We start from the raw sequence: 26,039 nt of genomic DNA on the forward strand, positions 1-26,039 counted from the left end.
ATAAACAGACAATATCGATGATTATTTATAATCATTGGTTTCTGCTGGCTATACTAAACCGACCAATCTATGAGTAAAGTGAGCTGTTTTCATAAAATACATGCACAAAATGCATGTGATGGAATTACTACATTACATTCAATACCTTAAGTTGAAGGTTAACAACTCTAGATTCCAATTAGTTTGTTCCTTTAGAAGTAGGAATCGACTTTTAGTGACTCACCGAACTCGAAAACAGGTTGATAATCACCACACCTGCCAGAATCAAAGCGATGCCGATGACTGCGTAGATATCGAGCTTTTGCCCGTAGACCAGCCAAGACAAAGCTGCGACTAGCACGATCCCTGCCCCGCACCAAATCGCATACGCCACACCTAAAGACATGGTTTGCACTGTGAGAGACAACAGATAAAAAGCACAGCCGTAGCTAGCCAATACCGCGGCAGTAGCCGGTAGAGAAGTAAACTGCTGTGTTTTAGGTAATAGAGAAGTTGCGACAACTTCAAGCACGATGGCGAGTGACAGCATCACTGGAGGTGGAAGAGATAAAAGCATGTTCGAGTCTACAACGAGAAAATAGGCGGAAAGCTTACGTCCCATTTGTTTCTAATAAATGTCTTGCCTACATAGTTCCTGTTTACAGTGTCCTTAGATTTTCTGAGTAACTAACCCTCCTTTCTGAACCCTTCTGAATACACCAATTATTACACATGCGTAATAATCATTTTCTATTTAAGGGGATTATCAAAACACGCACTCACACCTATACTGGCTCCAACAAAACGAGAGAGCGGAAACAATTAAGCTCAACTACTCTTAACGGGTTGAAGCTAATTGCACAGTTATCCGCTGTACTGACATATATAGGAAACATCCAATGACAATCGAAATTAAACCTGGTCAAACTCATATCAAATCAAAAGCAATGGTTGCATGGGCAGCTGGCGAGCCACTAAAAATGGAAGAAGTTGATGTACAACTTCCTAAAGCTGGTGAGGTTCTAGTTCGCATCGTTGCTACTGGTGTTTGTCACACTGACGCATTCACATTATCAGGTGACGATCCAGAAGGTATCTTCCCTTCAATCCTTGGTCACGAAGGTGGCGGTATCGTTGAGATGATCGGCGAAGGCGTTACAAGTGTTGAGATTGGCGACCACGTTATCCCACTTTACACAGCTGAATGTGGCGAATGTAAGTTCTGTAAATCTGGTAAAACTAACCTATGCCAAGCCGTTCGTGAAACGCAAGGTAAAGGCCTAATGCCAGACGGTACAAGCCGCTTCTCTATCAATGGCGAAACAATTTTCCATTACATGGGTTGCTCGACTTTCTCTGAGTACACAGTACTTCCAGAAATCTCTCTAGCGAAAGTAAGCAAAGAAGCACCACTTGAAGAAGTTTGTCTTCTAGGTTGTGGTGTAACAACAGGTATGGGTGCGGTACTAAACACAGCTAAAGTTGAAAAAGGCGACAACGTTGCTGTATTCGGCCTAGGCGGTATCGGTCTATCTGCAATCATTGGTGCTCGCATGGCTGGTGCTGACCGCATCATCGGTGTTGATATCAACGAGAGCAAATTCGAGCTAGCAAAACAGCTTGGCGCGACCGACTGCATCAACCCAACTAAATTCGACAAGCCAATCCAAGACGTTATCGTTGAGATGACAGACGGCGGTGTTGAGTACTCTTTCGAGTGTATCGGTAACGTAAACGTGATGCGTCAAGCACTTGAGTGCTGCCACAAAGGTTGGGGCGAATCAGTCATCATTGGTGTTGCAGGTGCAGGTCAAGAGATCTCAACTCGTCCATTCCAACTAGTGACTGGTCGTGTATGGCGTGGTTCTGCTTTCGGTGGTGTTAAAGGCCGCTCTGAGCTTCCAGAAATCGTTAACCGTTACATGGCGGGTGAGTTTGGTCTTCAAGAGTTCATCACTCACACTATGGGTCTGCAAGACGTAAACGAAGCATTCGACCTAATGCACAAAGGTGAATCTATCCGTACTGTTCTACATATGGATAAATAAATCTCCTTGGTCTCGATACTTAGGTGTCGAGGCCAAAGCTATAAATGAAAAGCAACAAACTGTCTTCACCACCTCCTGCCCGGTGGGTGGTGAAACTTTAAATGACATAGACAAGTTACTCCCCAAAACCATCAACCTAACGGAGCACAATAGATGACAATCGAAAACATTAGCCAAGCAAAGGTTGCTGGTGGTTGGCATAAACAATACACCCACTTTTCTGCAACGCTTGACTGCAACATGCGTTTTGCGATTTTCTTGCCACCTAACGCAAGCAAAGAAAACCCAGTTCCTGTTTTGTATTGGTTATCAGGCTTAACCTGTACCGATGAAAACTTCATGCAAAAAGCCGGCGCATTCAAAGCCGCGGCTGAGCAAGGCATTGCTATTGTTGCACCGGACACGAGTCCGCGCGGTGAAGGTGTTGCCAACAATGAAAGCTACGATCTCGGCCAAGGTGCAGGTTTCTATGTGAATGCTACTCAAGCACCATGGGACAACCATTACCACATGTACGATTACGTGGTAACAGAGCTCCCAGCTTTGATTGAATCTTTCTTCCCAGTAACGTCTGTGAAATCAATTTCGGGTCACAGCATGGGCGGACACGGTGCCCTAACGATTGGTATCAAAAACGAAGATAGCTACCGTTCTATCTCCGCATTCAGCCCAATCACCAACCCAATGCAATGCCCTTGGGGACAGAAAGCATTCAACCAATACCTTGGCTTAGATATTGAAGAGTGGAAGCACTACGATGCCTCTGAGCTTCTCAAAACCAAAGGCACTAAGCTGCCAATGTTGGTTGACCAAGGTGAAGCCGATAACTTCTTGATTGAGCAGCTTAAGCCTGAGCAATTAGTCGAAGCGGCTAAGGTAACCAATGCCGATTTGGAGCTACGTATGCAGCCAGGTTACGACCACAGCTACTACTTCATCTCTAGCTTTATTGATGAGCATATTGAGTTCCACGCTGCTTACCTAAACAAGTAGTCACACCGATTTAGCCCACACCTTGCAAAAGCGTGAGGTGTGGGCTTTTTTGTGCCTGCTGTTTGGGCAAATACGCTGTGACTAAAGAGCAGCAACAACGATTAACACTTTCAAATACTCCGCTATACCAACAAAAAACAATACAACTAAAAGGTACGACTATGAGCTGGTTTTTCTTAATGATGGGCGTGATGGCGGAAGCACTTTCTCACGTAGCACTTAAAGCAACCGACGGTTTCAGTTTGTCTAAACCCATCCCTGCTCTATTGGTGATTTCAGGACACTTAGCTGCATTTCTATTTTTGAGCCAAGCGATGAAAGGGATGCCAGTTGGTGTAGTGCACTCTTTATGGGCGGGCTTGGCTATCGTCACCGTGAGCTTGATTTCTACGTTTGTTTACCGCCAACACCTCGATACTATGGTGTGGGTTGGTATGTTATTTGTGGCGGCAGGTGTTGTGATGATCAACCTATCTCAAGGTCACTCGCACTAGTGTAGATCGTGACTTATGAACAGTGTGTCAATTCATTCAAACTTCCTAACAGACAGGTGCCGCCTTCACTTATTCATACTCTTACAATCAACAATTCAAACCTGTTACCATAGCGTCTTCAACATCACCTATTTTGAAGGTTGCTATGAAAGCAATTAAGACTCTTTTCTTCCTTATGGTTTTATTGAGCGGTCTGTTTACCGCTTGGCTGTTTATCCCAATTCCAGCGACCATGGACAAGCAAACGCTCGACGTTCCATTAACGGAACCGTTCAAGCTTGTGGCGTACCGCAGCAACCCGAATGATGCGAGCAAGCCGCTGACTTACCACTACTATGTGATTTCAGATGCGGTTGGCGTGGACGACATGGACCCGTTCCTAGTTACCACAGACCAATTCGTGAAACTTGGCGAATTCGACGAGAACACGTTCAATTTAACGGTTAACGGCAAGATTGAGAGCTACACCAACGATTTGTGGATCAAAAAATCTGACGGCAAGCTTCAGCACTGGTACGTGAGTATCGATGCGAACTATGTGCGTTAACGTCGAACCCAAATAGACCCGATTTAAAACTGCGCTTTGGCTTCCAAGCGCAGTTTTTGTTTCTAGCGCAATTTTTGTTTCAAGCCGCCCGCCTTAAACTCTCCCTCACTTTTTACCCACCACTGCCGTGCTCTTAAAAATGCTACTAGCAGAGCGGGTGTTATAAGCTCATGAGATAAGATAAGCTCCACCTATGCTCGACTCCCTATAAATCAAAAATAATAAAGGATCACTCGTGGAATTTACGCTCGACAAATTTAACGGCATCATCATCGACCCAGCAACTGCCCCTCACGATGCTGATTCATTCAATGCCGAACTCAGCGAGATCACCGAATTTTCAAAGCAGAATAACAAAGGCATCATTTGGATTAGCTTGCCTATTTCACTCTCGCACCTTATTCCGGTGGCGACTGAACTTGGCTTTGTGTTTCACAACTGTCTAGAAGACGAAATTACGCTGATCCACAAATCCGAAATTGTAGAGTTTGTGCCTTTCATCCCTACCCACACCTTGGGTGCTGGCGCGTTGATCACCAACGAACACAATCAAGTGCTGATGATTAAAGAGCACGGTATGACTGGCTACAAGTTACCTGGCGGCCATATTGAGTTGGGTGAAGGCATTGAAGAATCGGTGGTTCGTGAAACCTTGGAAGAGACAGGTATCGAGGCAACGTTCATTTCTGTGGTTGGCATGGCGACAAGACACCCGTATCAATTCGGCAAATCAAACCTCTACTTTATTTGTCACCTTATCGCTCAAACTCAAGATATCGCGATTCAAGACACTGATGAAATTGCAGAAGCTAAATGGATTGATGTTGAAGAGTATATTAACAACCCCGACAGCTACCCGTTCAACCGCCAGTTAGTCGGCTCTTTGATAGGCAAACAAGGATTAGAGCTTACCCAACTAGAAGGCAACTATGGCCCGGTCCACAAGCCCGAGATCTTCTTTTCGAAAAGCTAGAGTGCTTCAGATATAAAAACGCCCAATTCGAATGAATCGGGCGTTTTGGTTTTACTTTTTGTTTTTCTTAATTAAGCCAACTGCGTTGTTAGTTATTCTTTGTACCCATGATTCATTCTCATACTTTTAGAACGAACCTGTATTAGAAGAAGCCCAACGGATTAGTATCGTAGCTGATCAATAGGTTCTTCGTATTTTGGTAGTGATCGAGCATCATCTTGTGTGTCTCACGGCCTATGCCCGATTTTTTGTAACCACCAAACGCCGCATGTGCTGGGTAAGCGTGGTAACAGTTCACCCAAATACGCCCCGCTTCAATGTTACGACCCATGCGATACGCTAGGTTTGCATCACGTGTCCACACGCCTGCACCCAAGCCATACTCGGTATCGTTAGCGATTTCTAACGCTTCCGCTTCATCTTTAAACGTCGTGACCGCGATAACAGGACCGAAGATCTCTTCTTGGAATACACGCATCTTGTTGTGTCCTTCCAGCATGGTTGGCTGAATGTAGTAACCGTTGCCGAGATCATCCGGTTGCTGCGCGATTTCACCACCTGTTAGCACTTTCGCACCTTCTTGACGACCGATTTCTAGGTAGCTCAAGATCTTATCAAACTGCTCTTTTGAAGCTTGTGCGCCAACCTGCGTATCGGTATCTAGCGGGTTACCTTGTTTAATCGTTTGAGCACGCTCGACCACCTTGGCGATAAACTTGTCGTACACCGATTCATGGATCAACACACGTGATGGACAGGTACACACTTCACCTTGGTTGAAGAACGCAAGCAGCATGCCTTCGACACACTTGTCTAGGTATTCATCTTCATGGTTAAAGATGTCTGGGAAGTAAATGTTTGGAGACTTACCGCCAAGCTCTACCGTTGATGGAATCAAGCTTTCTGCGGCACATTTCAGGATATGGTGGCCGACCTCTGTTGAACCGGTAAACGCTAGCTTCGCCAAACGATCGCTGGTTGCTAACGCTTGACCCGCTTCGCTACCAAAACCATTCACGATGTTGACTACGCCAGCGGGCAGAAGATCAGCGATCTTCTCCATCATCACCAAAATCGACGTTGGTGTTTGCTCGGCGGGTTTCATCACCACACAACAGCCCGCAGCCAGTGCAGGAGCCAATTTCCAAGCCGCCATTAAAATCGGGAAGTTCCAAGGAATGATCTGCCCTACGACACCAATAGGTTCTGGGAAGTGGTAGCTTGCGGTGTTTGAATCTAGCTCTGCTGCGCTGCCTTCTTGCGCTCGAATACAGCCAGCAAAGTAACGGAAGTGATCGACAACCAAAGGAATGTCCGCCGCTAATGTTTCACGCACAGGCTTGCCGTTTTCCCACGTTTCGGCGACTGCGATTTCTTCAAGGTTCGCTTCAATGCGGTCGGCAATTTTAAGCAGGATGTTCGAACGCTCAGTCACACTGGTCGAAGCCCAGCTAGCACGAGCAGCATGCGCCGCATCAAGTGCCAAGCTAATATCCGCCTCGGTTGAACGTGCCACTTGGCAATACACCTGACCATTCACTGGGGAAGTGTTATCAAAATACTCGCCGCTGACAGGCTTCACCCACTCGCCACCGATAAAGTTATCGTATTGCGCTTTAAAGTTCACCACTGCGTTATCACTACCCGGCTGTGCGTAAATCATAGTTAGATCCTTCTTAGATTTTTAGTCGTTGTTCATTCGTTATTGAGCTTATGTTGTCGAGCTAGCATGGCGGCTTCCCTTGAGAAGAGATCTCATGAAAAGAGCTCTAAAAAAGAGTGCCACCATGTTTATGCTTTCTGTTTAAAACACTGATACTTCGTGTTTTCTTCACAACAGTAACAACGCAAATCACACGCCAGAACTTCAAAACTTGTTGTTAATAAATTGTAAAACTATGATTACCAAACGTTTACAACCCAAAGTGAGTTGCATTGAACGGACGTATGGAAACCACTCCAGTGTTCAACTGTTCCAAATTGGTACACCCTCACTGTTACGACATGGAACAGTCATGCACCTTCAACAAGCAAACACCTCAGATTGGCTTTCATCCTCTTGGCACCGCAGCACAGAAGCGGGTCTAAAACAGAGACGACTTCCCGAAGACATTCGCCTGCCACAATCGATTCTTAAACAGCGACGTCACCAATCTTCGAGCTTAATTCAAATAGTCGAACGTAATGCTCTACCTCTGTTTAATCAGATGTTTGCACGCACTGACAGTCGTTTGATTTTGACCGATATTGAGGGCGTCATTCTGGCAAGTTGGGGACAGGAGCGGTTTAAGGAGAAACTGACGTCAATTGCACTCAGCTCAGGGGCGTGTTGGCAGGAACAACTGAAAGGCACCAACGCGATTGGCACCGCCATTGTGGAAGCCAAGCCAGTATCGATCATTGGCGAACAGCACTTCATCCACCAGCATCGATTTATCAGTTGTTCAGCGAGCCCGGTGTTTGATCACCAAGGCCAAATGGTTGGGGTGTTAGACATTACCAGCGAGCAGCAACAACACGACAGCTCAGTGCAATTACTGGTTCAAAATATGGTTCAGCTTGTTGAGAATCAGCTACTGAGTCACATCCCACAAGGCACCACTCGTATTGACCTCGCATACGAGAAATCGTTATTACACAGTGGTTGGCAAGGGATAGTGATAGCCAATGAAGCTGGCGAGGTAGTAGCGCACAATCAAGTCGCCTCTCAGCTGCTGGATCAAACCTCGATCGTCGGCGAATGCATAGATACCCTGTTCAATCGAACTTCATTAGATACACCTTTTGTGTTTGAGAAACAGCACCTCAAACAACCAACCGCAAAACGCACTCGCTCTATTTCAGCATCGTGCGATCTGCACCATGGCGAACAACAAATTGAACATGCTTGGCAGCAAGCCAACAAGGTTATCGACAAAGGGATCAGCCTACTAATCTTAGGTGAAACGGGCGTTGGCAAAGGCGAGTTTGTTAAAGCATTGCACAAACAAAGCCAGCGTAAATCGTCGCCCTTAGTGGCGGTAAATTGCGGTGCGCTACCGAAAGATCTTATCGAATCTGAACTGTTTGGTTACGCGCCGGGCGCTTTTACTGGCGCAAGCCACAAAGGTTTCCAAGGTAAGATCCGCCAAGCAGATAAAGGCATTCTATTTTTGGATGAAATAGCCGACATGCCGTTAGAGGCTCAGTGTCGATTGCTGCATGTTCTGCAAGACAAATCGGTAGTGCCTGTTGGCTCAAATCAGAGCTACCAAGTCGATTGTCAGATCATCGCTGCGACGCATAAAAACCTAGAACAGTTAGTCGCAACTGGAGAGTTTCGACAAGATCTCTTTTACCGCCTAAACGGCTTGGCCTTTACTCTGCCAAGCTTGCAACACCGACAAGACAAGCACGCCTTAATCGAGCACATTCATCGTAAATACGCAGAAGACGAACAGACAATCTGCCCGCACTTAATGAGCTTGCTGTGCGCCTATTCATGGCCCGGTAATATCCGCGAGTTAGACAATTTACTTAAGGTCGCCGCCTTACTCGCGAGTGATGAACCACAGCTCACCTTAGAGCACGTACCTAGCCACCTTGCTCAACATCTCACGTCGTTAGCACACGATAATCAGCACCAACTAATAACTCCTAATGCCATCAAAGGTACAGCGAATTCCGATTTAAAAAGTACAGTTGAAGAAACCTTGCTACAAACCTATCAAGCGAACCAAGGCAACATCAGTAAGACATCTCGAATACTGGGCATCAGCCGTAATACCATTTATCGAAAGCTGAAAAGCTTAGGCATTCTTCAATAAAACATGAACAATGATTTGGATGCTCTAATTGAGCATCCAAAGTAGAAACACACACTTTATAAGTGGACATACAGTGCTTCGGACTAAATTAAAGTGTGAGTAAAGTCACGTAATAAGTAATCCATATTCAGGACACCCTCAAACTACAACCTCTTGATTTACCGACAAATAAATATCAATAATAAATTTAAAAGATCAATAAATACAAATAGCTAATGAAATACTAACGGCCATTTGCTTACCTTATAGAACCCGCCTACAAGATATAAATCTGAGTACTATGCAATCCTATTTATAATTTTGATCACCCTATTCTTTTTGTGTTCATTATTTTGAATTTTCCATTCACTTATCTTGTTTAAAATCTCTGGAAAACTACCAATATTTGGCTATAGGGATCATATGTTTAACAGTATACGAACGCGAATTGCGGTGAGTGCAGGTGGAGCAATGGCTTTCACTCTGTTGATCGCAATGGGCATGACCACCAGCGCATTTACCGATGTGAACAAACAAGTCACTGAAAAAGTAAAGACGCAGCTGACAGACGCCACAACGACAGATTTGCAAAACACAGCCATTCAACAAGGTTTGAACATTGCTAACCAACTTGATCCTGTACTAGCAAACCTTAAGCAAGCACGATCCATTATCGAATTAAGTTCAGAAACCAACGCAAGCGCAGACCTTATCGTTAAACAGTTTACTGCCGCCTTGGAAGCCCAAAACAAAGCTGTATTTGCTGGCTACATGGTGTGGGAGAACAAGACTTGGCCACAACAAACCGATCTGAATAACGAGATCAGCTTGGACACCGAATTGGGTTTTAACAGTCAGGGCTACCTTGCGCCTTTCTTCTCTCCAAATGATCAGAACAGCTTTGACGCCGTCGCAATGGAGAGCTTTAGCAATACCGAACTCAACAGCAATGGTGAGCGCAAAGATGACTGGCACTTAATGCCATACCAAACCGGTAAGACATTTGTGATGGAACCCTATTTCTATCCAGTTCGCGGTAAGCAAGAGCTCATCACCACCATCAGCCAACCAATCAAACAAGACGGGAAAATCATTGGCTCAATTGGTTTTGATTTGTCTTTGTTTGAGCTTCAAAGCCAAAGCGAATTGCTTGCACGTAACTTGTTTGATGGCGAAGGAAAAATCCTTATTACATCATGGAAAGGCATAACTCTCGCCAACAGCCGAGCTGGAAACATGGTGGGTAAAAGAGTCTCTTCTGAATTGGAATCGGAATGGTCGACTATTCAATCTATCGCTAAACAAGAAGGTGCAGGCCTTGTTAATTTCGGCGGAGATGAGTACGCAATTACCGCAATTGATACCAGTGATGCTCCTTGGGTAGTCATGGTATCCGTTCCCAGTAGTCACCTTACAAAAAGCGTCGACGATTACACGCAATGGAGTGATGCACAGAATTCAAAAGCACTTGAAAAAGGTGTGTGGGCGGGGATCATCGCAGCTCTTCTAGGCATAGCCTCAATGGCATTCATTGCCAATTCTCTAGGCAAAGTGCTGAACAATTTAGTGGATCGCTTTAAAGATGCAGCACAAGGCGAAGGCGACTTAACTTACCGCATTGAAGTGAAAGGAAAAGATGAAACTGCTCAGCTTGCACACTGGTTCAATACCTTCCTATCTCGTATGCAAGAGATGCTACTTACCGTGATGGTAACGGCCGACCAAGTGGATAAAAACGCAACAGAAGGTCAAGCTCGTGCTGAAGTTTCACGTGACCAGTTGAACTCTCAGGTTAACGAGGTGAACTCACTTGCAACCGCCATCAATGAAATGAGTGCAACTGCGCAAGAAGTGGCAAGTTCAGCTGTTCAAGCAGCCGCAGCCGCAAGCCAAGTACAAAGCAACAGCCTTAATGGCATGACACGCATGGACAATGCCGCCAGCGCGGTAGACAGCTTGGCTGTGCAGGTTAACGATGCGCAGCAACAAACACAGAACCTAGTCGATTCAAGCACCGCTATTCAGGGCATCTTGAGCGAGATTGGTGGTATTGCAGAACAAACCAACTTACTTGCGCTCAATGCCGCTATTGAGGCTGCACGTGCTGGTGAAGCAGGACGAGGCTTTGCTGTCGTGGCAGATGAAGTACGTAACCTCGCAAATCGCACTCAAGGCTCGACAGAGGAGATTCGCTCGATGCTGGCTCGCCTAGAGCAAGAGACTCAATCTATCGTGATATTGATGGAGCAAAGCCAGAAGCAAGCGAACGATACCAAAGGCGAAACCCAAGCTGCACACCTCGCCTTGTCTGAAATCAACCAAGCAATTGAAGTGATTAACGACATGAATAATCAGATTGCTTCGGCTGCTGAAGAACAAAGCTCAGTATCAGAAGAGATTAACCGCAATGTAGTGATCATCAATGACACCGCTGTGGAAGTGATGGACACCATGACATCATCAGTAGCAATCAGTAACGAACTGACCGTAAAAGCTGGAGATTTACACGGTGAGTTAAGCAAGTTTAAGCTCTCTTAACTCACGTTCAGTCTTCCATAAAAATAAGGCCGAGAAACGCAATGTTCTCGGCCTCTTCATTTCTTAATTCCCGCTCAGCTTCAAACTCATCGATTACAGTTCATCTATTAGATTTTACGGAACCAAGCTCGCCTAACAAAGCTACTCAGAATCCAACTCGACAAGTTGATTGAGCACTTCTTTGTCTAACACCGGGTGATGTTTGCTCGCTAAGATCAATACAATATCTACCGAAGGCAGTGGTGGCATATCATCGAGTATTTTCAAATCCGGAGTCACGCTGAGTTTACCCATCGCACCAATGGCTAAACCCGCTTTGACGATAGCACGTTGTGCAGACGCCGTATTGCTGCATGCCAACAACTGATAAGGCGTACCCTGCTTAGTTAAACCATTCACTGCTGCAGCGTGATATTTACAGTCCGTTTGAAACAAGGCTAATGGAACAGGCTTGGAACCATCAAACGCATAATCAGGACTACTAATCCAAACCCCAATATCACTGGTGAGCCAATGTCCCTCTTCGCTGTCGGGCGCTCGAGTGACAATCGCGGCATCGAGTCGACCATCATCCAGCCACTCTCTCAGCGTAATGCTCGGCAGGCTAAATACTTGAATAGAACAGGTGGGTTCCGCTTTCTGTAACAGGCGAATGACTTTCGGCAGAATGGTGTCGTTATAGTCTTCTGGACAACCCAACCTAAGTGGCTTTTTGTCTTCATAACGCTTTACTTGCTTTAGCGCGGTATTGTGGAGGGCGACCAACTGCTCGGCATGAGAACGCAGCGCTAAGCCCGCTTCAGTCAGTATTAAATTACGTCCTTCTTTCTGGAAAAGAGTGACGTTGAGTTCTTCTTCCAATTTGCGCATCTGAGCACTGAATGCCGATTGGGTGCGGTTGATCTGTTTCGCGGCACGCGTAAAGCTACTGGTTTCTACAAACGCGAGAAAGCCTCGCAACGCATCAATGTCCATATTGAAATCACCACCCATCGTTTTTATTAATGTATTGCATCAAAATTATCCGTTAGTGCCTCGCAATACAATCCCCTAAGCTCAAAAGCGCCCCTAGGCTCAAAGCATATCCACCAAACACAAGGAAGCAACGATGCAGCTTTATATTGGAAACCAGAACTACTCAACTTGGTCACTGCGCGCATGGCTGATATTCGACAACTACAACCTGAATCCAGAAGTCATTAAGCTCAAGCTTTTCACCTCTGATTTCTATGACACTCTGGAGAAAGTGACACCAACGGCTAAGGTTCCAACCCTAGTTGATGGTGACGTTGCGGTGTGGGATTCATTGGCCATTCTCGAATACGTTAACGACGCCCACTTGAACGGTGCAGCGTGGCCTAGATCAGTGAAAGAACGCGCTCATGCCCGAGCAATTTCCGCAGAGATGCATTCTGGATTTTTTGCCGTCAGAAATGAAATGCCGATGAACTGCCGCGCGCAACGAAAGCTCAAACTCAGTGAAGACGCTTTGAAAGACATCGCTCGTATCGATGCCATTTGGTCAGCGCAAATGGAACAATACCCAAAGGGATGGTTGTTCGGTGAATGGTCGATTGCCGATGCGATGTTTGCACCCGTTGCATTACGTGTAGAAACCTATGGAATACAACTTTCAGAGAAGGCATCACAGTATCAACAACGTGTGCTTAACAGCCCATCGATACAAAAATGGCTGGCAGAGGCAAGCTTAGAAACCGATGTGGTTGAAGAGGACGAGGCGGGCGAGACTGTATAAATAGTTAGCAATGAGTCTCGATAAGGGCATCGAGACTCGTTCAATATTAGATGATTAGAAAGCGATTTCCTTACCGGCTACTCTTCAGCAGCGCTGTCTTGATGATCATTCGGTTCAAACTCCAAAATATCACCAGGTTGGCACTCTAAAACTTCACACAGCTTATCGAGTGTCGATAGCCTTACCGCTTTGGCTTTACCATTTTTTAATACTGATAAGTTGGCTTCAGTAATCCCAACTTCTTTTGCCAATGTCTTCAATCGCATTTTTCGTTTGGCCATCATAATGTCTAAATTAATGCGGATAGTCATGACAAGTCCTTTAAATGGTTTGGCTATGTTCGTCAGCCAGAATATAACCTTCTTTCATCACCCATGAGATGATCAAAATAATTATACCCAATATCAGTGTTAAAAAGTCCATACCAACAAAACTAATCTCAAAGATACGTTCACCTGGTGGATTATTGAACGATAGAATCACTGACATCAATGAACCATAGATAACTGAGCCTAATACCCAATAAAACAGGCTATATCCGAGCTTCTGGTAGGACATTGCGTTTTCTAAAGAGAAGATTTCACCTCGCTCATAGTTACGGAATAAACGTATCAGAACCATCAGTGCGTACATAAGGATGCTGGACATCAATAAGCTTGTGAACGCAGCAACGATTCTTGTTGTCATAGTGAGCGGTAACATCGTGAAATACCCGATGTCGTAGGTAAGATAAAAAATGCCCGTCGCACTAATAAAGTCATAGGGAGTCTCAATTGTTAGCCAGAAGTAACACACCATTATAGGGGTAAGTACAAAAAGGGATTGCAATAGCATACGTACACGTCGGCTTTGTTTTTGGATGTTGGACATACTTAGATTCCTGTTGAATTGACGAAGGGGATATTAAGATCAAAAAAAACGATGATCAACAAAAAATTATCGATAAACGATAATTTTATATCGATTTAAGTTTAGTAACATCAGGCCAATCTAGTGCGTATTCTGTCAATAAATTGAGATAACAACCGCCTGGTTCTAAAAGCTCCAACCCAATAATCCATTTTCATCAGACTTCCATTTACTTCCTAATAATTTGATCGATTGTGATCACCGAATCACAATGTGCAGATGTGATTGTTTATATTCAACGAAACTCAAATCATTAAGATAAACATCATGTTACGAGCAACGATCGCATTACTCAGCGTGGCCAGTTTCACTGTATCTGCCAATGTCACCCTTCCCTCCGGAGAAGACTGGATCAATCACGCCTCTGAAGGGCTGGCACCTTACTGGCTAATGCCTAGCGCTCAGGGAGAACCGATAGGCAACTTCCCGACGTTTCGTTGTGATGATGGCACCTTGCTCGATGTGTCTAACGTTTGTCCTGAACTCGATAGAGGTTTGATCATTCCTCACTTCGGCAAAGAGTTTACGCGCATGAAATCACGTCAAACTTATGCCTATGGCGTGCTCTACCACCTTACCGGAGACAAGCAGGCTTTAGCGCTTGCCAAACAAGGCGCCTACTACCTCATTGATCAACTAGAAGATAAGAAAAATGGTGGCTTTATTGGCTACACAAAAGAGGGCAAAGCTGGTCAAAATTGGCAGCAACGTACCTCTCAAGATCAAGCGTATGCTTTAGTTGGACTCGCGATGTATTACTACCTGACGCAAGACAAAAAGGTAGAAGAAGCACTCATCGCCCAACAAGCTTTTATCTTTGATAAGTATCGACTTAGCGACAACAGTGGTCTTGCTTGGGTACTTACTGACGGTGAAGATGGAAAAGCCACACGACGTGAATTGGTCGCGCAACTTGATCAAATTAACGGTTACATGTTGTTAGTCGCCCCTTTGCTGAAAGAGCCGATCAAATCAAAATGGCTTGATGACCTAAATTGGCTCACACAAGCTATGATCGACCACTATCACTCTGAAGATGAACAACGCTTCTACGGGGCTATTCACGACAAAGCAGCGATGATGCCGAATGCTAATCACAATGATTTTGGGCACACCATCAAAGCGTATTGGATGACTTATCTGACAGGCCAAACATTGAATAACTCAGAATGGAAAGAGTTTGGCATCAAAGGGATGAAGCACACCTTAGAGCAAGCTCAATACCAGAAAGAGTTCGTCAGCGTCTCCCAATATATTGGCGAGGAACTTCAGAATACGTGGAAAGGACAAGAGATTACTGGGTGGCAAAGCAGGCCAAACACGAATTGGGCGTCATCATGGGAATGGGCAGAGCTCGATCAAGCGGCCATGACGGTATCGCTTGTCGATGGTTCAATGAAAGATGTCCTGCAATACACGCTACCGACCTTTCATGATGTGTGGGTTGATCATCAATACGGTGGCGTAGGGCTTGAACCTAAACGCACTAAGGCTTTCCATTGGGGTAATGGCTATCATCAATTTGAACATGCGTTGATTGGTTATTTGTATGCTCAGCAAGTTGACGCTAAACCCGCGGTCTTGCATTACGCAAGGCCAACCAACAGCAAGATGCCAATGGAACCTTACTATTATCAAGGGGATGTGGTTAAGCTGGAGAGTCAAGTTGATGGAACGCAGACAGTCAGCTTCAATAACATTCGACCTTAACGTTAGACACTCACTCGTCGATACTTTTAGCTGTGATTTGCAGTTGAGACGGAAAAGATGAGTGACTAGCCGTTAGCAAAGCCTGAGAAGAAAAGATGCTTTTCAGGCTTTTGAAATACAGTCGAACGCATTTATTGGTAGGGTTTAAAATTGATATTTGAGCAATGGAACCCTATTGGGTCTCAGTTCAGAAAGCATAAGGCCTTGCGAAATCACTTCTTCTTGTTCTGCTCAACCAGCTTTTCATTCCACGCTACGTTGCCGTCTCGCTTGCTAACATCATACTCAGAACAAAACTGCGATATGGTCATGTTGTTGTCGCCAGTTGCTAGCTTTAGCGCTAACTGCACTTGCTGGAGCTTGCTTTGCAGACGAAGATTTTGGCCTGCCTTCGGGCTTTTTTCTTTGGCGAACTTTAAGGCAGCATGTTTACGCTCGGCAGCCCCCGCTCGGCGATCGGCTTCTGATAATAGATATTTTAGCTGCGCGACACTTTTCCCTTTTTTGAAAGCAGGTTCAAGCAGTTCGACACACTCATCAAATGATGGATTTATAACATACGGATCAATTTTGTGCGCTTGTTGGCGCATCCACTCTAACGCGAGCTTTTCATCTGACATTTTGCAATCTTTACCAATAAAACAGCCGTACATGGTATCGCTCAATAGCAAACCGCTGCAATAAAAAGTTGAGCAAGTTTTGCCTTTTTAACGAGTACTTGTCGTCAGGTATCAATAACGACAAATCGGACAGCGACTCCAGCCCCGCTACAAAGAGCCAAACTTGACGCTATTGATACCTCTTTCGGCCTTTTTAACGCATCACAAACAGCTCTTCGTGATAGTTCTGCTCAACATTAAACTTGCACGCATCGAGTTCTTTTTTAAGCGATATTGAGAACCGCTCTGGCCCGCAGAAATACAGCTCATAATCGTTTAAATCACCACACTGGTGAGCAATGCGTTCAGCGTTTAATCGAGGTGAGTGTAAGGTATCTATCACGTTCAACTTCACTCCGACTTGATGTGCAAGGTGCCATAGCTCATCCACCAAATGCTCATCGAGACCACGAGTGCAATAGAATAGCTCGATGCGAGTGTGAGTCTTCTCTGTTTTGAGCGCTACAAGCGTTGCAAAAAACGACGCTATCCCGACACCACCAGCAATCCAAATTTGTGGCTTACTTAGGTCAAACTCAAGTCGCCCATAAGGCCCTTCCACCGTAACCGCATCGCCCGCCTTTACTCGCTCATAAAGACCATTCGTAAAGTCACCCAACTCTTTAATCAAGAAACGCAGTTCTGAATCTTCGCTACCTGAAACAATAGTAAACGGATGAGGATCTTCATTACCAAAACGTAAGTACGCAAACTGCCCTGCTTTGTGTCCTCGCCAAGATGTATCGGGCTTTAGCACCAACTCCATCACTTCGGCTTGTGGAAAATATCGAGTGGAGGAAACAACAGCAGAGTGACGATTACGACGCCCTACAAAACCCAACAAACTATAAATCGCTGCGATAGACCCAACTAAAGCAAATGCCACCGTTAGGTAATAAATAGGCTGGCCCCAATAGGCATGTTTGAGAAGTAATACCGAGTGAAAAGCGATCAATAGGTACGCGACCGACATCAGGCGATGTGACAGTTTAAACGGTTTGTATTTCACAGCCGCCCACAACGACGCTACCAGTAAGACGAGTAATAAGTAAAAGCCCCACTCTCCAATGTTTTCAGCAAAACCGTGTAGTCCATTGACCCACGCCTCCCAACCAGACAAGGTTCTTGCAGGGCCTGAACCGTCATGACGAACAGGTTTCGCCAACACACCTGACATCACTAGCCACTTAGGGATCTGGTACCACAACCAGTGCGTCACACCCAATGCAACGCCACCGATACCCAACCATTTGTGGACTCGATACGCTTTATCCATACCTTTGAGCCAATTCTCAACCATAGGTAGACGCATCGCCAAGATCATGGTGATGGACATTAACATCAGAGACAAAATACCCGAGTACTGAATCATGTCCGAGCGCCATTCAAATACGTTGCTTGAAGCGAAGAGTTGCGGTTCCATCGCAAACCAAAAGGCTGACATTGTGGCAATCATTGCCCAGATGATATTGCGGACTGTTTTCATTTTTTAACACTCATAAAGACGACATCATTACTTTAGCGTGCGTGATGTAAAGCGACGTCAACATGCGTAAATCTATGCAAAGAGACAAGCTCAACTGATCGATAACGGATGCTTCTGCGTAAATATGGTTTGGCTAATGAACACGTTCGTCGATAACAATGGGAAGCAAAAAAGACATGAAGGACATGACCCTTTCAAGACAAGATATTCAAACAATGGATCAGAGAGAACGCGCTCGCTTAATCAACTCCTTATCGGGATTCAAAAGCGCAAACCTAATTGGTACGTGTGATAAACAAGGACTAGAAAACCTTGCTGTGGTGAGCTCGGTGGTTCATTTAGGGTCGAATCCACCTTTATTCGGCTTCATAGTTCGACCAGCAGAAAGTCGTCGCCATACATTAGAGAATATCCTAGAAACTCAGCACTTCACCATCAACAGCATCGGCGCTGATTTTGTTCAAAAAGCGCATCAAACCTCGGCTCGTTATCCAAAGACGGCATCCGAATTCAAAGCCGTCGGCCTCACGCCTTACTATGACGACATGTTCCCCGCGCCATTTGTTTTAGAAAGCAGTCTCAAAATAGGGTTAGTTTTGAAAGAACAGATATCGATTGAGAGCAATCAAACGCAAATGTTGATTGGAGAGGTCATTACGATTCAAGCACCCAAACGTGCCGTGATGCCGGATGGCTACCTTGATGTCGAAGCGCTAGATTTAGTCACGATTTCAGGGCTAGACAGCTACCATGTCACTCAAAGGCTTCACCGCTTAAGTTATGCCAAGCCAGACAAATCTCTGTTTCCGCTGACTCGTGAAGGAAACCCAACATCATGGGAAGCTCGTGAGCTCAATTTAAGCTAATTTTGTTCGGTAATTTAGTCACAAAGGTGTTAACTTTCTCAGCTTAACTCAGTGCGCACACAACGATCTGAGCTACATCTACCGCCATTTCCAAGGACTCTTTTGAAGTTAACTCACTTTAAGTACAAGACTCGCAAAGGCCCAGATTATCGGCATGGCGATCAGGTGTCATTCATGGACATCAAACAGACCTTCGGTATGGGCAGCATTCGTGTGGGTGCTTGGGTGACGAAAGAAGAAAAAGAACTCGCTGCGAATCTGATATTCGACTCGTTAGCAGACTTGGCTTACATCCTGGCTTTGCCACCAGAAGCAATTGGCTTGCGTGGCACATTAGGCTTAGCGTTCGGCAGTGGCGGCAGAAAGGGTGTACAAGCACACTACGCGCCAAACCAAAGAGAATTAGCCCTCGCTAAAAACGCAGGGGCAGGTGCGTTAGCGCATGAGTTCTGGCATGCATTTGACCACTACATTGCCGAAAAAGCGTTTGAGATTGGTGACACCTCCGGTCCTCGCAAGCAAATCTTGTTCGCCAGTGACTGTTGGCTACACGATAGAAAGGTGCGACCTCATCCATTAAACGAGAGTTTGATGTCTGTATTCGATGCCACACTACTCAGTGACAACAACCTAGATAAACACGACTACGTTGCGCGCAGCGTTATTGCAGACAAGGCAACGTCAGCTCGTTACTTCTCACTACCCACAGAAATGATGGCGCGAGCCTTTGAAGCTACGATTGAGTCCTGCTCAGATATCGAGAATTCTTACTTAGTCGATGGCACGACCAAGCCGGATATGTTCCCTCTCTATCCAGACCTCACGCATCGCAAAGAGATTTATCAAGCGCTTCAAGGTTATTTCGCGCCGTTGGGTCGATCTCTAAGTAAGTAACGTTCGAGTCGTTAGAGGTAAGAGATGATCCATCAGCGAAAAGTGTTTATAGTCCAGACATACACTTCAACATCTATGATTTAGAGGCAGTAATGATCAGTTGGCCATCTTTGGTAAAACTCGACGGTGATGATGAGCTTATTTACGTCGCATCCGAGAACGATTTTCAAGCAGAATGCTCAGACATGATCTTGGGCGAAGATGATTATCTGATTGATTCAGAGGGCGACAGCTACGCACTTCAATCGAGCTCAAATCAACTGTCTCTAGCTAAACGAGCTGAGCAGTATTCAGTTGAAAACGTGACTAAGCTGATTCGAAATCACGAGTTCCAGAAAGCTCAAGTGTGCCTAATGAAGATCCACTTCCTAACGATCGAAGAAGCGATTCAGTCTTTGGCTTTTGAGGCTCGCTAATACTGCTTAAGAGCTCATATCAAAGCGAATCCCCAAGACAGATTAAACAAAAACAGCGCCAATTCAGGCGCTGTTTTTGTTTGTTATTTCGCTATCGCTTAATTAAGCGATAAAAAGTGAGACTAAGCGATAAAAATCTGAGCCAGTGCGTAGCCTAAACAACATGCACCGACCACACCGATTAAACCGACCGACATGAATGAGTGGTTGAAGTACCACTTACCAATCTTGGTGGTGCCAGAAACATCGAAGTTTACTGTTGCGATATCTGATGGGTAGTTCGGGATGAAGAAGTAGCCGTAAACCGCTGGCATCAAGCCGATAAGCAGTGCTGGATCTAATCCTAATCCAAGACCAACAGGTAGCATCATACGTGCAGTAGCGGCTTGCGAGTTCACCACAACCGATACGATGAATAGCGCTAGTGCAAACGTCCATGGGTAATTCGTTACCATTTCTACAATGCCAGACTTGAACTGAGGCATTGCGTATTGGAAATAGGTATCCGACATCCAAGCGATACCGAAGATAGCAATCGCTGCCACCATACCCGATTTGAATACCACGCCATTTGGTACATCACGTGGGTCAGTTTTGGTTGCCAACAAGATGATACCGCCGAAACAGAGCATCATCATTTGGATAATCACCGACATCTTGATTGGCTTGTCGCCGTCTACAATGGTTCTGATCTCAGGCACCATCGCCACGATAACAATCACGACAATCGACAATAGGAAAATCAATACCGCATTACGAGCCGAAGTTGGAAGCACTTCATCCAAAGAGGTCGCGGTGGTGCTTTCTATGCGTTTTTTCCACTCAGGATCTTTTAGACGCGCTTGGTATTCAGGATCGTCGTTCAGTTCTTTACCGCGTTTCAAGCTATACAGAGAAAGCAAAAGTGTGCCGAACAGCGTTGCAGGAACCGTCACCATCAGAATAGAAAGCAGAGTAATAGAATGTTGGATATCAGAAAGTTGCGCGAGGTAATACACCACAGCAGCCGAGATTGGAGATGCCGTAATCGCCAGTTGAGAGGCAACAGACGCAGCCGCCATCGGGCGCTCAGGACGAATACCATTCTTCAACGCAACATCGCCGATGATTGGCATGATGGAGTAAACCGCATGACCAGTACCCAATAGGAAAGTCATCGAGTAAGTCACGAACGGTGCTATCAAGGTGACGCGTTTCGGGTTCTTTCTCAGTACCCTTTCCGCAACTTGCAGCATGTATTTCAAGCCACCCGCCGCTTCGAGGATCGAGGCACAGGTAACAACAGCGAGGATGATCAGCATTACGGTGACAGGTGGAGACGTTGGTGGCATCTTGAAGACAAACACCTCGATAACCAAGCCAATCCCAGAAACAACACCTAAGCCGATACCGCCATACCGAGACCCGATATAAAGTACGACTAATAAAAATAGAAACTCAAAATACAACATAAGCAACCTTGCTAAAAATGTGGACTAATTCTATTTTGTCCGTAAGTTCCACCATTTACTTTTTGCTTGGTCACACTATGATTGCAGGCTTCCGCAAATTGTTTTTTATAAGATTATGGTCACGCTAACACGCCTGTAAGTTTATGAATTGTAATAGGAAGCTAGGTACTCAACCTAGATTTGTTATGTATGATAACCATTCTTGTGTCTGTTAGAACGGTATGACCTATAAAATATCAAGCTCATAACTTAACGATATCATTCCAGACCAAATCAATTGCATCACAGCTCATCCAGAGGCATATTACTGAGCCAATTCTGCATATTCTCACGCAACACTGACTCGCCTATCTCCAGACACTATGTCAAAATACTCGCCCTCACGACGACAACACAGAAAGAACCACGTATATGAATTTTCAAGCTGCTATTTTTGATATGGATGGACTGCTGCTCGACACCGAGCGACTTTGTATGCAGGTTTTTGAAGAAGCATGTCACGCGCAAGGTGTTCCGTTTTTGCAGGATGTTTACCTAGGCATCATTGGCTGTAACGCAAAAACCATCGAACAGATCTTTAGAAATGGCTACGGCGAAGGGTTAGATTACCCAGCATTGAACCATGAATGGCGCACGCGCTACAGTGCGATTGTTAAGCACCAGGCTATCCCAGTTAAAGATGGCGTGATTGAGCTTCTTGAATGGCTGAAATCAAACGACATTCCAATCGCGGTGGCGACCTCGACTCAGCTTGATATCGCGAAAAAAAAGCTTGAGTTGGCAGGCCTAGATTCTTACTTCACCTCACTAAGCACAGGCTGTGAAGTGACCAATGGTAAACCTCACCCAGAGATCTACTTATTGGCGGCAGAACGCCTAGGTGTTGCCCCTGAAACCTGCCTAGCGTTTGAAGACTCAAACAACGGTATTCGCGCATCAATGGCAGCCAACATGATCAGCTTCCAAATCCCTGATTTAGTAGAGCCATGTGACGAAGTAAAAGCGCTTGGTCACACGATCAGCCCTTCTCTGCATGATGTGCTAGCACAGCTTCAACAAGCTGCAGCTTAGGCTCTGATTACCGTTGATAATGCTTTAATCAACACAGAATAACCTTTCTATTAAGCCGACTCACAGAGTCGGTTTTTTTGTGGGTATTCCTTTTATAAAAGATAAAAACTCGCGCTTGAAACTGTTAAAGTCGATATGAAACGACACTGATCGATAAGCAACATTGATAACGTCTAAAAATGGAGAAAGGGACGCGTGATAGAAAAATTAGAAAGCCAACTGCTTGATTTTGCGCAACAAGAAATGACACAAGATGCAGCGCACGACATCAGCCATATTAAGCGCGTAGTCAAAACCGCCAAGGCTTTGTGTGCTCAAGAACAAGCTAAGCTTGAAGTCGTGCTGCCCGCCGCTTACCTTCATGATTGCTTCACCTTTCCGAAGAACCACCCAGACCGCGCTCAAAGCTCACAAATGGCGGCAGACAAGGCCATCTCTTATCTCAAATCTATCGAGTATCCTGCGTCCTACCTTGATGAGATCCATCATGCCATTGTTACTCACAGCTACAGCGCCAACATCACGCCAGAAACCTTGGAAGCTCAAATCGTCCAAGATGCCGATCGCCTAGATTCTCTCGGTGCGATTGGTATTGCACGCTGCCTGTACGTGGGTCAGAGTTTTAACGCAGAGCTCTATAACCACGAAGACCCATTCGCTGAAGTTCGTGACTTGGATGACAAGCATTACAGCGTCGACCATTTCTACGTGAAACTGTTTAAACTGGCTGGAACCATGAATACAGAATCCGCCAAGTTAGAAGCCAACAAGCGCACCGACTACATGCGTGGTTTTCTTGATCAGTTGCGCACAGAAGTTTAACGGCTTAGAAAACAGACACACGATAAGGGAGAGTGAAGGATATGGAAATAAACCGCTTTAAAGCATCCGACGCCGACGAGATCGTCACTTGGTTTACATCCCTAGAAGACTACGTTTTGTGGGGCGGGCGAACCTTTGGTTGGCCGTTAGAAGTAGCTTCGATCATCGAACGATCTCAAGAGCCTCATGTCGAGCTTTACACATTCTCCACGCCTAGCACTAACTCGAATGCCAATGAATTACTTGGCTTTATGGAGTTTCAGCGTATGTCAGACAGTGAGCTTCGCTTTTGCCGAGTCGCGATTCACCCAAGCCAACGTGGTAAAGGGCTTGGGCAATCCATGATAGAAAGTGCATTAGAAGCGGCGAAACAGATCCCTGATGTCACAACCATCTCCTTGGCCGTATTTAAGCAAAACCACGGCGCAAAACGCTGCTACGACAAAGCCGGCTTTCAAGTGGTAGACAAAGAGCCGAGCGTCAAAGAGTTCAATGGCAAAACGTGGCCCCTGTATCAAATGGAATTAAAGCTCTGCTAGTTCGTTTTAATTACTAGATTTGACCCCATATCATTAAGTATTGGCTACACAGATGTAATTTGGAACCTTCAATGACCCAAGAAAAATTCGACACTATTTATCAACGTGCAGCTCACCGCAAAGGCGGAGCGGCCGAACTCGAAAAAATTGTTCGTGCACCACTTTCACAAGCCGAGCTATCACAAATCACCGACGACCGTTGGCTGGCCGCCTTTACTGAAAAGGTATTCCAGTGTGGCATTTCGTGGAATGTAGTGAGAAAAAAATGGCCACAATTTGAAGAAGTGTTCTTTGAATTCAATATCGAAAAAATGCTGATGCTGCCGAATGAAATGTGGGAACAGAAAGCGCAAGATCCGCGCATTATTCGCCACCTCACTAAAGTGATGACCATCCCTGCCAATGCCATCATGATCCACAATGCTAAGCGTGAAGCCGATTCATTCTCGCAAATGGTTGCCGACTGGCCATCAGAACGTATCACTGAACTTTGGGATTATCTGAAGAAACACGGCAAGCGATTAGGCGGTAATACTGGTGCCTACACTCTGCGCCAAATGGGTAAAGACACGTTCATCTTGTCATCAGATGTTGAAGCACACCTACGCAGCACAGACGTGGTGGATAGCGGTCGTAATACCAAGCGAGCACAACTGGCAGCGGGTAAAGCCTTCAACGAATGGCAGCAACAGTCAGGGCGTAGCCTGAGCGAAATCAGCCAAATTGTTGCCTACAGCTGCGGTGATAATCGAGTTTAATTAAATTTAAAATGGCTTAAAGCTAAAGATTGCACACAGTTCCCTGCAAACAAAATGTTATAAGTCATTAACAAATAAGCGTGCATCGCACTTCCATCCAGTGGCATTGTATAGATAAATGTATACAATATAGAGTAATACTCATGAATTATTCTCGACCAACCCAACTCGACTAAACAAGGGTCCTTATCTCTATGACAGTTCTCAAAAACTCTGTCTCCAAAGGTGTAAAAACGAAAGTAACAGGCCAGACTCAAGACGATGTTGTTTACTGCCATATCTTCGACGCGATACTAGAACAAAGGCTGCCACCAGCCACCAAATTAAGCGAAGAAGCGTTAGCAGAAATCTTTAGCGTTAGCCGCACCATTATCCGCCGTGCCTTACTGCGTCTTTCTTTAGAACAAGTTGTGGTGATCCGTCCTAACCGAGGAGCCGTGATTGCAGCCCCAACGGTTGACGAAGCCAAACAAATCTTTAAAGCACGTGAAGTGATGGAAATTGCTATCACTGAGCTGGCGGTAAAAAACGCAACCAAAGCTCAAATAGAAGAATGCAGAAAATTAGTCGCAAAAGAGAACTGTGCTTTCGACCAAGGTGATTACGGCTCTGGCCTACGTTTGTCTGGTGAGTTCCACATCAAATTGGCTGAAATGGCCGAGAACGCGCCACTGCTGGCTTTCCAACGCAGCTTGGTATCGCAAACTTCACTGCTGATCGCTCAATACGAAACGGGCAACCACTCGAACTGCTCTCTAGACGAACACTCAGGCTTACTGGATGCAATAGAGTCAGGCAACGAACAACAAGCCGTAGAGTTGATGCAAGAACACCTAAGCCATATTCGTTCGAAGCTCAACCTAGACAGCAGCACAGCTTCTAGTGATCTGCATGTCGTGTTCTCAGATCTGCTAAAGAGCAAGTCATAGAAGATTCAACAAACGATTGATAACCATCCGTTAACAACTTTTTGTTAACAAAACAGGAGAGAAGTAAGCCTCTGCGTTTACTTCTCTTTTTTATGCCCTCTCCCCTAAAAATAAAGACGACGATCGGCTCACATCCATCTAAAAACACTGTATATTCTTGCCTCAACAACGATCTTAGCCTCTACAGAATCACTTCCAACAGTGCCATAAATCTTGTCTTTATCTTGTATACATAGCTATCCATTCATTCACGCCATAAAACTGTTCATCCTCAATCCAAACCCTTATAAAACAGACGACTATGACCAAAATTAAATTGTATACAATTCACAACAAACCCTCCTTGTTGCATTTTTGTAACTTAACAACCACCTACTAAAGTAGGTGGGTTAGTATTACGGACTGAAAGTCCGGAT

25 protein-coding genes are annotated in these 26,039 nt (G+C 45.3%); 17 read left to right on the plus strand and 8 right to left on the minus strand.

The features are described from left to right. Window positions 1-211: 211 nt before the first annotated feature. On the minus strand, window positions 212-556 hold the full coding sequence (locus ED652_RS14385) for a multidrug efflux SMR transporter (protein WP_122055269.1): 345 nt from the start codon (window positions 554-556) through the stop codon (window positions 212-214). Between the two features lie 322 nt (window positions 557-878). Here ED652_RS14385 and ED652_RS14390 point away from each other — a divergent pair, with 322 nt between their 5' ends. From ED652_RS14390 to ED652_RS14410, 5 genes are all read left to right on the plus strand, one after another. Next, window positions 879-2,027, plus strand: coding sequence for an S-(hydroxymethyl)glutathione dehydrogenase/class III alcohol dehydrogenase (locus tag ED652_RS14390; protein WP_012601124.1), 1,149 nt, complete (start codon window positions 879-881; stop codon window positions 2,025-2,027). A 153-nt stretch (window positions 2,028-2,180) separates the two neighbouring features. Continuing rightward, window positions 2,181-3,020: an S-formylglutathione hydrolase gene (fghA, locus tag ED652_RS14395; protein WP_108122788.1), complete on the plus strand. Its 840-nt coding sequence runs from the start codon at window positions 2,181-2,183 to the stop codon at window positions 3,018-3,020. 161 nt (window positions 3,021-3,181) lie between these two features. Then, window positions 3,182-3,514, plus strand: coding sequence for a multidrug efflux SMR transporter (locus ED652_RS14400; protein ID WP_012601126.1), 333 nt, complete (start codon window positions 3,182-3,184; stop codon window positions 3,512-3,514). 145 nt (window positions 3,515-3,659) lie between these two features. After that, window positions 3,660-4,061: a hypothetical protein gene (locus tag ED652_RS14405; RefSeq protein ID WP_122055258.1), complete on the plus strand. Its 402-nt coding sequence runs from the start codon at window positions 3,660-3,662 to the stop codon at window positions 4,059-4,061. A 235-nt stretch (window positions 4,062-4,296) separates the two neighbouring features. Continuing rightward, window positions 4,297-5,034: an NUDIX domain-containing protein gene (locus tag ED652_RS14410; RefSeq protein WP_122055259.1), complete on the plus strand. Its 738-nt coding sequence runs from the start codon at window positions 4,297-4,299 to the stop codon at window positions 5,032-5,034. 142 nt (window positions 5,035-5,176) lie between these two features. Here the strand turns inward: ED652_RS14410 and ED652_RS14415 are convergent, their stop codons facing one another. Beyond that, window positions 5,177-6,697, minus strand: coding sequence for an aldehyde dehydrogenase family protein (locus ED652_RS14415; RefSeq protein ID WP_016785531.1), 1,521 nt, complete (start codon window positions 6,695-6,697; stop codon window positions 5,177-5,179). Window positions 6,698-7,049: 352 nt separating this feature from the next. On the opposite strand from ED652_RS14415, the gene ED652_RS14420 reads away from it, so the two are divergent. Beyond that, window positions 7,050-8,840 (plus strand): sigma-54-dependent Fis family transcriptional regulator, encoded by a 1,791-nt coding sequence (locus ED652_RS14420; protein WP_122055260.1) that lies wholly within the window; start codon window positions 7,050-7,052, stop codon window positions 8,838-8,840. Between the two features lie 402 nt (window positions 8,841-9,242). After that, window positions 9,243-11,357 (plus strand): methyl-accepting chemotaxis protein, encoded by a 2,115-nt coding sequence (locus ED652_RS14425; protein ID WP_122055261.1) that lies wholly within the window; start codon window positions 9,243-9,245, stop codon window positions 11,355-11,357. A gap of 141 nt (window positions 11,358-11,498) precedes the next feature. Here ED652_RS14425 and ED652_RS14430 read toward each other — a convergent pair whose 3' ends face one another. Beyond that, window positions 11,499-12,350 (minus strand): LysR family transcriptional regulator, encoded by an 852-nt coding sequence (locus ED652_RS14430; protein WP_122055262.1) that lies wholly within the window; start codon window positions 12,348-12,350, stop codon window positions 11,499-11,501. A 115-nt stretch (window positions 12,351-12,465) separates the two neighbouring features. On the opposite strand from ED652_RS14430, the gene ED652_RS14435 reads away from it, so the two are divergent. Beyond that, window positions 12,466-13,113 (plus strand): glutathione S-transferase family protein, encoded by a 648-nt coding sequence (locus ED652_RS14435; RefSeq protein ID WP_122055263.1) that lies wholly within the window; start codon window positions 12,466-12,468, stop codon window positions 13,111-13,113. 77 nt (window positions 13,114-13,190) lie between these two features. Here ED652_RS14435 and ED652_RS14440 read toward each other — a convergent pair whose 3' ends face one another. Next, on the minus strand, window positions 13,191-13,424 hold the full coding sequence (locus tag ED652_RS14440; RefSeq protein WP_122055264.1) for a helix-turn-helix transcriptional regulator: 234 nt from the start codon (window positions 13,422-13,424) through the stop codon (window positions 13,191-13,193). 10 nt (window positions 13,425-13,434) lie between these two features. Beyond that, a complete protein-coding gene (locus ED652_RS14445; protein ID WP_102383830.1) occupies window positions 13,435-13,983 on the minus strand; it encodes a DUF2975 domain-containing protein in 549 nt (182 codons plus the stop codon). A 306-nt stretch (window positions 13,984-14,289) separates the two neighbouring features. Between ED652_RS14445 and ED652_RS14450 the strand changes: the two genes are divergently transcribed. After that, window positions 14,290-15,732 carry an N-acylglucosamine 2-epimerase gene (locus tag ED652_RS14450; protein WP_122055265.1) on the plus strand — a complete coding sequence of 481 codons (1,443 nt, stop codon included), beginning with the start codon at window positions 14,290-14,292 and terminating at the stop codon, window positions 15,730-15,732. A 212-nt stretch (window positions 15,733-15,944) separates the two neighbouring features. Here ED652_RS14450 and ED652_RS14455 read toward each other — a convergent pair whose 3' ends face one another. After that, a complete protein-coding gene (locus tag ED652_RS14455) occupies window positions 15,945-16,352 on the minus strand; it encodes a hypothetical protein (RefSeq protein ID WP_029223609.1) in 408 nt (135 codons plus the stop codon). A 193-nt stretch (window positions 16,353-16,545) separates the two neighbouring features. Then, window positions 16,546-17,877, minus strand: coding sequence for a ferric reductase-like transmembrane domain-containing protein (locus ED652_RS14460; RefSeq protein WP_122055266.1), 1,332 nt, complete (start codon window positions 17,875-17,877; stop codon window positions 16,546-16,548). Window positions 17,878-18,053: 176 nt separating this feature from the next. Here ED652_RS14460 and ED652_RS14465 point away from each other — a divergent pair, with 176 nt between their 5' ends. The 3 genes from ED652_RS14465 (at window position 18,054) to ED652_RS14475 (ending at window position 20,053) form a co-directional block, all read left to right on the plus strand. Next, entirely contained in the window at window positions 18,054-18,743 is a 690-nt protein-coding gene (locus tag ED652_RS14465) for a flavin reductase family protein (protein WP_122055270.1), read from the plus strand. A 102-nt stretch (window positions 18,744-18,845) separates the two neighbouring features. After that, the gene (locus tag ED652_RS14470) at window positions 18,846-19,637 is read left to right on the plus strand and encodes a CLCA_X family protein (protein WP_017076945.1); all 792 of its coding nucleotides are present in this window, start codon (window positions 18,846-18,848) and stop codon (window positions 19,635-19,637) included. 92 nt (window positions 19,638-19,729) lie between these two features. Further along, complete coding sequence (locus ED652_RS14475; protein ID WP_122055267.1) at window positions 19,730-20,053, plus strand: DUF4144 domain-containing protein; 324 nt, start codon at window positions 19,730-19,732, stop codon at window positions 20,051-20,053. A 122-nt stretch (window positions 20,054-20,175) separates the two neighbouring features. On the opposite strand, the gene ED652_RS14480 is transcribed toward ED652_RS14475, so the two are convergent. Further along, on the minus strand, window positions 20,176-21,504 hold the full coding sequence (locus tag ED652_RS14480) for an anaerobic C4-dicarboxylate transporter (RefSeq protein WP_004732879.1): 1,329 nt from the start codon (window positions 21,502-21,504) through the stop codon (window positions 20,176-20,178). A 411-nt stretch (window positions 21,505-21,915) separates the two neighbouring features. Here ED652_RS14480 and ED652_RS14485 point away from each other — a divergent pair, with 411 nt between their 5' ends. The 5 genes from ED652_RS14485 (at window position 21,916) to ED652_RS14505 (ending at window position 25,623) form a co-directional block, all read left to right on the plus strand. After that, window positions 21,916-22,575 carry an HAD family phosphatase gene (locus ED652_RS14485; RefSeq protein WP_054541477.1) on the plus strand — a complete coding sequence of 220 codons (660 nt, stop codon included), beginning with the start codon at window positions 21,916-21,918 and terminating at the stop codon, window positions 22,573-22,575. Between the two features lie 195 nt (window positions 22,576-22,770). Then, entirely contained in the window at window positions 22,771-23,397 is a 627-nt protein-coding gene (locus ED652_RS14490) for an HD domain-containing protein (protein ID WP_122055268.1), read from the plus strand. A 41-nt stretch (window positions 23,398-23,438) separates the two neighbouring features. Continuing rightward, entirely contained in the window at window positions 23,439-23,936 is a 498-nt protein-coding gene (locus tag ED652_RS14495; RefSeq protein WP_102267765.1) for an N-acetyltransferase, read from the plus strand. 71 nt (window positions 23,937-24,007) lie between these two features. Continuing rightward, window positions 24,008-24,694 (plus strand): DNA-3-methyladenine glycosylase I, encoded by a 687-nt coding sequence (locus tag ED652_RS14500; RefSeq protein ID WP_102267763.1) that lies wholly within the window; start codon window positions 24,008-24,010, stop codon window positions 24,692-24,694. Window positions 24,695-24,888: 194 nt separating this feature from the next. After that, the gene (locus ED652_RS14505) at window positions 24,889-25,623 is read left to right on the plus strand and encodes a GntR family transcriptional regulator (RefSeq protein WP_017061609.1); all 735 of its coding nucleotides are present in this window, start codon (window positions 24,889-24,891) and stop codon (window positions 25,621-25,623) included. Window positions 25,624-26,039: the final 416 nt, after the last annotated feature.

This window comes from Vibrio sp. Evd11 (assembly GCF_900382755.1).
Taxonomy (GTDB): Bacteria; Pseudomonadota; Gammaproteobacteria; order Enterobacterales; family Vibrionaceae; genus Vibrio; species Vibrio lentus.